The 9,454-nt window shown below is 69.5% G+C and carries 8 protein-coding genes and 2 pseudogenes; 5 read left to right on the top strand and 5 right to left on the bottom strand.

Annotated elements, in window-relative coordinates; genetic code table 11:
• From AMK22_RS36495 to AMK22_RS36480, 4 genes are all read left to right on the top strand, one after another.
• On the top strand, positions 1 to 453 hold a 453-nt coding region (locus AMK22_RS36495), incomplete at its 5' end, for a cyclic nucleotide-binding domain-containing protein (protein WP_242434314.1).
• Positions 444 to 1,247, top strand: a complete 804-nt coding sequence (locus AMK22_RS36490) for an FAD/NAD(P)-binding protein (protein ID WP_073791988.1) — start codon at positions 444 to 446, stop codon at positions 1,245 to 1,247. The genes AMK22_RS36495 and AMK22_RS36490, both read left to right, overlap by 10 nt.
• Position 1,248: 1 nt before the next feature.
• The gene (locus tag AMK22_RS36485) at positions 1,249 to 2,043 is read left to right on the top strand and encodes an oxidoreductase (protein ID WP_073791987.1); all 795 of its coding nucleotides are present in this window, start codon (positions 1,249 to 1,251) and stop codon (positions 2,041 to 2,043) included.
• Complete coding sequence (locus tag AMK22_RS36480; RefSeq protein WP_073791985.1) at positions 2,040 to 3,422, top strand: Ni/Fe hydrogenase subunit alpha; 1,383 nt, start codon at positions 2,040 to 2,042, stop codon at positions 3,420 to 3,422. The genes AMK22_RS36485 and AMK22_RS36480 overlap by 4 nt, the downstream gene beginning before the upstream one ends.
• A gap of 256 nt (positions 3,423 to 3,678) precedes the next feature.
• On the opposite strand, the gene AMK22_RS36475 is transcribed toward AMK22_RS36480, so the two are convergent.
• Positions 3,679 to 4,674 (bottom strand): IPT/TIG domain-containing protein, encoded by a 996-nt coding sequence (locus AMK22_RS36475; protein ID WP_073791984.1) that lies wholly within the window; start codon positions 4,672 to 4,674, stop codon positions 3,679 to 3,681.
• Between the two features lie 127 nt (positions 4,675 to 4,801).
• Entirely contained in the window at positions 4,802 to 5,599 is a 798-nt protein-coding gene (locus AMK22_RS41950) for an IPT/TIG domain-containing protein (protein ID WP_073791982.1), read from the bottom strand.
• Between the two features lie 604 nt (positions 5,600 to 6,203).
• On the opposite strand from AMK22_RS41950, the gene AMK22_RS36465 reads away from it, so the two are divergent.
• Entirely contained in the window at positions 6,204 to 6,692 is a 489-nt protein-coding gene (locus AMK22_RS36465; RefSeq protein WP_079186600.1) for an Ig-like domain-containing protein, read from the top strand.
• Positions 6,693 to 6,764: 72 nt separating this feature from the next.
• Here the strand turns inward: AMK22_RS36465 and AMK22_RS36460 are convergent.
• The 3 genes and pseudogenes from AMK22_RS36460 to ppsA form a co-directional block, all read right to left on the bottom strand.
• Positions 6,765 to 7,107, bottom strand: a pseudogene (locus AMK22_RS36460) (helix-turn-helix domain-containing protein); the annotation flags it as partial.
• Between the two features lie 44 nt (positions 7,108 to 7,151).
• Positions 7,152 to 7,338, bottom strand: a pseudogene (locus AMK22_RS36455) (transposase); the annotation flags it as partial.
• A gap of 263 nt (positions 7,339 to 7,601) precedes the next feature.
• A partial coding sequence (ppsA, locus tag AMK22_RS36450) for a phosphoenolpyruvate synthase (protein WP_073791981.1) occupies positions 7,602 to 9,454 on the bottom strand: 1,853 nt, incomplete at its 5' end.

Here is a 9,454-nt window from a genome sequence, read left to right as displayed (position 1 = left end):
TCGGGCGTGCTCGCGGCGCTGTCCGCGGAGCACCGCGGGCCGATGATGGATCTCGCCCGCGACGCCGCGTTCCCCGGCGCCACGCGGATCTTCGAGGAGGGTGGCAGGGCCGACCGCTTCTGGATCATCCGTTCCGGCACGGTCGCCCTCGACGTCCAGGTGCCCGGTCGTGGGCGCGCGGTCGTCGAGACCATCGGCGCGGGCGATCTGCTCGGCTGGTCATGGCTGTGCCCGCCCCGGCAGTGGCACCTCGGTGCCGAGGCCAGGGACCCCGTTCTGGCCTGGGAGTTCGACGCGCCTGCGGTACGCGCCCTGTGCGCCGAACGCCCGGCGCTGGGCCTGGCGCTGGTCACCCTCGTCGCCGAGACCATCGGGGACCGGCTCCGCGCCACCCGCACCCGGCTGCTCGACCTGTACGGACCGCACGAGGGCGGAGGGGCGCCATGTCCCTGATCCCCCGTCCCTACCGGGTGGTGGACCGCCGGGAGGAGACCCACGACACGGTCACACTCGCGCTGGATCCCGCCGGGGAGCCGCTGGAACGCTTCGTACCAGGCCAGTTCGCGATGCTGTACGCGTTCGGCGTCGGCGAGATTCCCGTGTCCCTGTCCAGAGCCCCGGGCAGGCACCGGCTCATGCACACGGTACGCGCCGTCGGAGCCGTCTCGCGCGCCTTGTGCGGGCTCACAACCGGCGCGTTCGTCGGAGTGCGCGGCCCCTTCGGCACGCCCTGGGACATCGCGGCCGCCCGCGGCCGCGACCTGCTCGCCATCGGCGGCGGCATCGGCCTGGCACCACTGCGGCCCCTGGTCGACACGGTCCTGGCCCAGCCTCACCGATTCGGGCGGCTCAACATCCTCGCCGGTGCCCGGACGCCCGGCGACCTTCTGCAGGACGAGTTCCCCGCCTGGGGGAAGCCGTTCAGCGCCGCCACCGTCGACCGGCCCTCCGACGACTGGGGCGGCAGGGTCGGAGTGGTCACGACGCTCCTCCGTGAGGCCCGGTTCCGGCCGGGGAGGACCGTCGCCTTCCTCTGCGGCCCGGAGGTCATGATCCGCGCTACCGCCCGCGCACTGATCCACCACGGCGTGCGCCCGGGCCACGTACAGGTCTCTCTCGAACGCACCATGCGCTGCGCCACCGGCCACTGCGGACACTGCCAGCTCGGACCCCTGCTGCTCTGCCGAGACGGCCCGGTCGTCGGCTACGACCTGGCCGAACCGCTGCTCAGCGTGAGGGAACTGTGAGATGAGCGCTTCCACCGCCACATCCCGATCGCCGTCCCGCCCCCGGCTCGGCGTGTTCAAGTTCGCCTCGTGCGACGGCTGCCAGCTCACCCTCCTCGACTGCGAGGACGAACTGCTCGGCCTCGGGGACGAGTGGGAGATCGCCCACTTCCTGGAGGCATCCAGCTCGGTCGCCACCGGCCCGTACGACCTGTCCCTCGTCGAGGGATCGGTCAGCACGCCCGAACACCTGGAACGCGTGCGGCGCGTCCGCGCCGAATCCCGGTACCTCGTCACCATCGGCGCCTGCGCCACCGCAGGCGGTGTGCAGGCGCTGCGCAACTACGCCGGAATCGAGGAGTACCTGGCGACCGTCTACGCCCGCCCCGACTACATCGAGAGCCTCGCCACCTCCACGCCCATCGCCGCACACGTGCCCGTCGATTTCGAGCTGCGGGGCTGCCCCATCGACCGCGGCCAGCTCCTGGAGGTCATCACAGCCTTCCTCGCCGGCCGGAAACCCGGAATCCCGAACCACTCCGTCTGCTTCTCCTGCAAGCGGCGAGGCAACGTCTGCGTCACCGTCGCCCACGGTGTGCCCTGCCTCGGCCCCGTCACCCATGCGGGTTGCGGAGCCCTGTGCCCGACCTACGGACGTGGTTGCTACGGCTGTTTCGGACCGGCCGACACCACGAACCTCCCCGCTCTCATCCCACTGATGCACCGGGACGGCATGGACGACACGGACGTCGCCAGGTATCTGCACACCTTCAACGTGACCGCGTTCACCGCCGTGGAGGAGGAAGGGCCCGGATGAACCAGCCCTCGGACCGCTCCCGGGTCCTGCGAGTTCCCGCGCTCACACGTGTCGAGGGGGAGACCGCACTGCACCTGCGGGTCCACGACGGGACCGTCACCGAGGCCCGGCTCAGCATCTACGAGGCCCCCCGGTTCTTCGAAGCCCTTCTCCGGGGCCGGGCCCACACCGAACCCCCCGACCTCACCTCCCGCATCTGCGGGATCTGCCCGGTCGCCTACCAGCTGAGCGCCTGCCGGGCCGTCGAGGACGCATGCGGTGTCGGCGTCGACGGCCGGCTCGCCTCCCTGAGACGCCTGCTGTACTGCGGAGAATGGATCGAGAGCCAGACACTGCACATTTACCTGCTGCACGCTCCCGACTTCCTCGGCCACGACGACGTGATCGGCATGTCCCGCTCCCACCCGGCCCACGTCAGACGCGGACTGCGGCTCAAGCAGACCGGCAACGCCGTCATCGAGCTGCTCGGGGGACGCGCCGTCCACCCCATCGGCGTGCGCCTCGGCGGCTTCCACCGCGCCCCCACCCGCACCGAACTCCGCCCCCTGGCGGAGCGACTGCGCCTGGCTCTCGACGATGCCTGGGAGACCGTCCACTGGGTGGCCGGTTTCGACTTCCCCGAGACCGAGTGCGAGGCCGACCTGCTCGCCCTGGCCGAGCCGGGCACCTACGCCATCGAGTCCGGTGTGCCCACCGTCGTCCCGTACGACGCCACACGCCCGTCATGGAGCTTCCCCCTCCGGACCTTCCGTGATCACGTCACGGAAGCGCAGGTGCCCCATTCCACCGCTCTCCACTCCCGTCTCGACGGACGACGGCACCTCACCGGCGCCCTCGCCCGCTACGCCGTGAGCGGACACCTGCTCTCCCCGACCGCGCTGGAAGCGGCAGCGGCGGCCGGACTGGACAATCCCCCGCTGTGCGCGGTCACCGACGGTGCCAGGCCGGGCACGGTCTGCAGGAACCCCTTCCGGAGCATCCTGGTCCGCGCCGTGGAGGTCTTCTACGCCGTGGAGGAGGCGCTCCGCATCATCGCGGAGTACGAACGGCCGACGCCTCCGTACGTGCCCGTGCCTGCCCGGCGCGGCATCGGACACGGCGCCACCGAGGCACCCCGGGGACTGCTCTACCACCGCTACGCGCTCGACGACGAGGGCCGCGTCACCGACGCCCGCATCCTTCCGCCGACCGCTCAGAACCAGGGGGCAATCGAGGAGGACCTGCGCCGGACCGTCCAGGCCGCACTCGACGGCGGAGAGGAGTCCGAGGCCGAACTCGTCCGGCTGTGCGAACGCGCCGTCCGCAATCACGACCCTTGCATCTCGTGTTCGGCCCACTTCCTGGACCTGGGGATCGAGCGGACTCCGGAAAGCTCCTGACCGGAGCCGCCGAGTGGTCCCGCGCAAGGCGTCCAGGCGTCACCACCGACGGCGTCATGTCGGCGCCCGCGGCCAAGGCCCACGCCGAGGAAGCCGCCCGAAGGCCGCGAGACGGATGGTCCGCTGCGGCCGCCACGGGTGCGGCAGGTGCGTCCGGCGGGCACGTCACAGGTCGGACAGTCGAACTGTTCGACGACCGACTGGCGGATGCCCGGCTCCGGGGTACGGCGCGTCTCCGTCCCCCGGGGCGGCTCTGTTACTCGTAGGTGTAGGTGAGGGAGTTGCTGGTGCCGCCGGGGGAGTGGATGGTGACGGGAACGCTTCCGGCTCCGGGTGGCGAGGTGGCGAGGACGATGGTGTCGGAGATGGCGGCGAAGTTGGCGGGTGTGGTGCCGAAGAAGACCTGGTCGGTGTAGGTGAGGGAGGTGCCGTTGATGGTGACGTTGGTGCCGCCGGTGGTGGGGCCGGTGTCGGGGGTGAGGCTTGTGAGGGCGGGTTGCGGGACGTAGGTGTAGTAGGGGTTGCCGATGCTGGGGTCGCTGGTGCCGCCGGGGGTGGTGACGGTGACCATCACGGTGCTGGTGCTGGCTGGTGCTGTCACCATGATCTGGTTGTCCCCTACGACGACGATGTTGCTGGCGGGCTGGGCATCGAAGTGGACGGCGGTGGTGCCGGTCAGGTTGGTGCCGTTGATGGTGACGGTGTTGCCGCCGCTGATGGGCCCGAAATGGGGGTCGAGGTCCGTAAGGGTGGGCGCTGGTGTCGTGGTGTAGTTGTAGGTGACGCTGTTGCTGGTGCCGCCTGATGTGGTCACCGTTACGGGGACAGAGCCCGTCCCCGCTGGGGCTGTGGCGGTGATCTGTGTGTCGTTGTTGACAATGAAGACGGCCGATGCCGCGCCGAAGTGCACCGCGCTGGCGCTGGTGAACCCTGTGCCTGTGAGCACCACCTGATTCCCGCCACTCGTCGGCCCCTGGCCGGGCACAAGCGAGTTGAGCACCGGCGCCGCGGTGTAGGTGTAGGTGAGGCCGTTGCTCGTCCCGGCCGGCGAGGTCACCCGGACGCTCGTCTGTCCGGCGCCTGGAGGTGCGGTGGCTCTGATCGAGGAGTTGCTGACCACCGCGTAGATGGCGGAGTTCGTACCGAAGCGGACGGCCGTCGCACCGAGGAGGCCGACGCCGGAGATGATGACCTGGTTGCCGCCGACGGCGGGGCCCTGGGCGGGATTGAGCGTACTGATCACCGGTGGCATGACGCGGGCCTCTCTTGCTTGTCTCTCGTTCGGGCGGGGTGTGCATTCCGCGCGGGACTCGTTGGCCCCTGGTCCGTGGAGGGGGTGTGTGCCCTGGGCGCCCAGGGCACACACGACTACGCGGGTATCAGGTGGTGAAGACGAGGGCGGGGGTGGTGGTGCCGCCGGGGTTGGTGACGGTGACGTTGAGCGCCGTGCCCGTCGGGGCGCCCGAGGGGACCGTCACGATCAGCTGAGTGCCACTGAGCGCGACGAAATCGGCGGCGAAGTCAGTCGGCCCGGCGGGGTCGGTGAAGGTGACGGCGCTGACGCCGTAGAAGCCGGTGCCTGTGATGAGAACGCCGCTGTCGCCCGGCGATCCCGTGCTGGGCGAGATGGCGGTGGCCGTCGGCTGGTCGTAGTAGGTGTACTGGTCGGCGGCGCCGGTGATGGGGCTGACCCCGCCCGGGTTCGTCGCCGTGACGTTGACCGTCACCGGGGCTCCGGTGACGGCGAAGGAGGGCGGGGTAGCGGAACGCTGGGAGTCGCTGACGACGGAGCCGAGAGTGCCGGCGCCGGCCGCACCGAAGGTGACCGCCGTGGCCGCGGCGAGCCCGCTGCCGAAGAGGGTGGTGGGGGGCGGGGAGGTGTCGGGGCCAACGTTGGCGCTCACGCCCCCGATCGTGGGAGCGGCGACGTAGAAGAACGGCTTGCCATTGCTGGTGGAGGCGCCCACGGTGACAGTGACATTGACCTGCCCCGCGCACCCGCCCGGGGCAGTGACGGTGATCTGGGTGTTGGCGACGGTGACCGTGCCGCTCACGGACGTGTTGCCGAAGGAGACGGTCGGCGTACTGGCGAGGGCACCGAACCCGGTACCGGTGATGGTCAGGACGGTACCGGCCGTGCCCTGGGTGGGGCTGATGGAAGTGATGACGGGTGCCATCGGAGTCCTCCTGTGAGGTCGGATGGTGAGCTGTACCGCCACATCCGGGCCGATGCCGCCCGCGAAAGCAGGCACCAGGCGATGGATTGGATCGCACCGCCGGGGACACCCGTGACCGGGTTGCCGAGCCGAGGCGTCATGGGAATCGCAGCACTGCCGCTGATGCCCCCAGCGGATGGATGGGCGGCCCCTGGTCGGACATCAGTCAGTGAGCCACTTGGGCGTAAGAAGCGGCAAGAAGGATAACGACACATCACTCAAATGGGGTAAGTTCGCGTGTCTGCTGAGAAATACAGGGGTGTCTGGGGCGAGCCGTGAGGGCGGTCAGTCGACGGCGGCGGACCGTGGCACAGCGGCGCGGGAAAGGCGCGGAACCGGTTCCGCGCGTCCTCGTCCGACCGGCTCTGGGCATCCTGGGCAGGGGAAATGTAGGGATCAAAGGTCCTCGTCGGGAAAAGAGCGGTGTCGGCCCTGGCGAGTGATTCGCGTGGTCCAAGCGGACCGTCTGCCCGAGCGCCTTCATGCCTTCCCCGTAGGGGCGACTACGGTCCTCGTCTTGTCCGGTGAGTTGAAACACCCCGGAAAGCCCACAGCTCAAGGAGTCATGTCAGTGAGACGTTGGCAGGGATTGAGATTCTGGAAGACAGCGCTCTTCGCCGCGCTGGCCGCGGTCATCGCGCTAGGGACCCCGGCGGCGGCCCAAGACCTCTCGACCACCACGGTCGTGGCGTCGCCCACCACCGCGGCCGTCGGGTCGCCAGTGACGCTGACAGCAACGATCAGCTGCCCGGAAGACCCCAGCGGCGGACTGGGCGTGACATTCTTCGACGGCCCCGACCTCCTCGCCACCGTGCCGGTCGGGTCCAACGGCGTGGCCGTCTACAGCGCGACCTTCGCCACCGAAGGCGCACACACCATCACCGCCACTTACAACGGCAACGACGTGTGCGCCGCCTCGAACGACGAGACCACCGTCGTGGTGTCGTCGACCCCCACTCCCCCCACCCCACCCCACGGATGGTGCGCCCTCATCTGCGGCAGCCTGATCAATTTCACCGTCGGCGACATCAACAACAACATCGTGGTGCACTGAGCCTTTTACAGTGATCGGGCGTCGCTTGCTGTGATCGCTGGGCTGTGCGGCGCCCTGAGCCATCCCCAAGTCGGTTGGCACCAGGGTGCCGTCCACGATCAGCACCGTGTCCTTGCGGAACCGTCTGCGGGGCTGGAGCGCGAGCGAAGGGTCCGGGTGGTCGACGATCCTTGTCGGCCGCCGACTTCGATACCCCGAACAACGGAGCCAGTTGGTGCAGGGTGAGGTTCGTGCGCCAGTACGCGGCGACCAGCAGGACCCGGCCCTCCAGGGGCAGACTCCAGGGTCGGCCCTTGCGGACCGGGGCGACACCCTCGCGCCGCTACGCGGTGATCAGCTTGCCGAACTGGCGCGGGCTCAGCCCGGTGAGCGGGGCTGTCCAGGACGGCTCCGACACCGTGATCACACCGGCCACGGCAAGATCCCCCTCCTCCGACCGGCAATTGCGGGACAGCGCTCAGGGAAGTCGTGCGGGGGTATTTCCAGGGGATTCCGGTGCGGTTCACGTAGAGAATCGCGTTGAACACGTCGCGGAGGTCGACTTTGGCCGGCTGACCGGTGCCCTGCGGTCGAGCCTGGCTTTCCGGCAGGCCGTCAGGGTCGGCTCAATCAGGGCCCATCGGGCGTCCGACGGCCGCTGGAGCACAGCTTCCGCCGGCGCACGCCGTAGCGGGGGGCGAGAGGGTCGGAAGGCGCTCCGCTGATCGTTGAGAGATTCTGTCGCATCCTCAAACCAGACGGACTTCCAGTAGAAGGAGCGAGCGAAACGGATGGCGAACTCCGTGCGGCAAGAGGATGCGAAACTCGCATGCTGCCCGGACCGCCACAAAGCAGGTCGGCGGCGAATCCAGTTAACTGGAAAAAATGTGCGTAGATGCCCCCTCATTGCCCCTTTGTAGCTTATTTGGGTCACGCCCCGTCACCGTTCGCGTGCGATTCAGCGGCGTACACGTGCTGCTTCACCGAGGCGAAGCTGTCAGGTGCCACCGAGATCGAGTCGATGCCGGTCCGCACCAGGAACTCGGTGAACGAGGGGTCGTCGCTGGGGCGCTGGCCGCACAGGCCGACCGGCCGCCCGGCGGAGTGGGCGCGGGCGATGAGTGACCGGACGCTGCGCGCGACTGCGGGGTCGGTCTCGTCGAAGACATCGGCGAGCAGTTCGGAGTCGCGGTCGACGCCCAGGGTGAGCTGGGTGAGATCGTTGCTCCCGATCGAGAAGCCGTCGAACCGCTCGGCGAAGTCCTCGGCCAGGATGATGTTGGAGGGAATCTCCGCCATCACGTACACCTTCAGACCGTGCTCGCCCCTGTGCAGTCCCTGTTCCGCCATGCCGTCGAGAACGCGGTCGGCCTCTTCGGTGGTCCGGCAGAAGGGGATCATCACGATCACGTTCGTCAGCCCCATCTCGTCCCGCACCCGGCGCAGCGCCCGGCACTCCAGCGCGAAGCCCTCGCGGTAACCGTCGCTGTAGTAGCGGCTCGCGCCGCGCCAGCCGATCATGGGATTCGCCTCGGCCGGTTCGAAGGGCCGGCCGCCCAGCAGGCGCGCGTATTCGTTGGTCTTGAAGTCGCTGGTGCGCACGACCACCGGTTCGGGCCAGCGGGACGCCGCGATGCGTGCCACGCCGAAGGCCAGTCTGTCGACGAAGTACTGGCCGCGGTCCGGGTATCCCTCGGTGAGCTGCCCGACGGCGCGACGGTCGTGCCGGTCCAGTCGCTCGGGGTGAAGCAGTGCCATGGGGTGGATCTTGACCTGATGGGCGACGATGAACTCCAGGCGTGCGAGCCCGACGCCGTCGGCGGGCAGGCGCCACCAGCGGAAGGAGGCGGACGGGTCGGCCAGATTGAGCATCACGCGCGTCCGGGTGGCGGGAAGCCCGGAGAGGTCGGTCTCCTCTTCCTCGTAGGGCAGCAGCCCCGCGTAGACGTGGCCGCGGGCGCCCTCGGCGCACGACACCGTCGCATCGACGCCGTCGTACAGGGCTTCGGTGGCACGCCCCGTGCCGACGACCGCCGGGACGCCCAGTTCGCGGCTGACGATGGCGGCGTGCGAGGTCCGGCCGCCATGGTCGGTGACGACCGCGGCGGCACGCTTCATGAGCGGTTCCCAGTCCGGGTCGGTGATACCGGTGACGAGCACGCCGCCGGTCGGGAACCGGTCGAGTTCCACGGGCGAGTCGAGGACGACGGCCGGACCCTCGCCAATGGCCTCGCCGACCGCGATGCCCTCGACGAGGCTCCGTCCGGGTTCGGCGGTGAGACGGCAACGGCGGAGCGTCGTCGCACGGCGCCGGGACTGCACGGTCTCGGGACGTGCCTGGACCAGCGCCAGTTCACCGGTCACGCCGTCCTTGGCCCATTCCAGGTCCATGGGGTACCCGTAGTGCTCCTCGACGGCCGCCGCCCATGCGGCGAGCAGGCGGACCTCTATGTCCGAGAGGACCCTGCGTGCGCGTTCGGCCGTGGTGGTGTCGACGGTCCTGGTGAGTTCGTGTTCGCCGTAGACGGCCTTCTGCCGCTTCGCTCCGATCCGGATGTCGATCACGGGGTCGAGTGCCGGACCGTTCAGACTCGGTTTGAAGACCGTGTACTCGTCGGGGTCGGTCCGGCCGCTCACGACCGTCTCTCCCAGCCCCCATGCCGCGCTGACCACGACGACCCCGGGAAAGCCACTCTCCGGGTCGAGGGTGAAGATCACGCCGGCCCCCGCGAGGTCCGAACGGACCATGACCTGAACGCCGATGGAGAGCGCGACCGCGAGGT

Source organism: Streptomyces sp. CB01580 (assembly GCF_001905795.1).
Classification (GTDB): Bacteria; Actinomycetota; Actinomycetes; order Streptomycetales; family Streptomycetaceae; genus Streptomyces.
The sequence above is the reverse complement of the archived record's forward strand: the minus strand, read 5'-3'. Positions and strand labels throughout refer to the sequence as shown.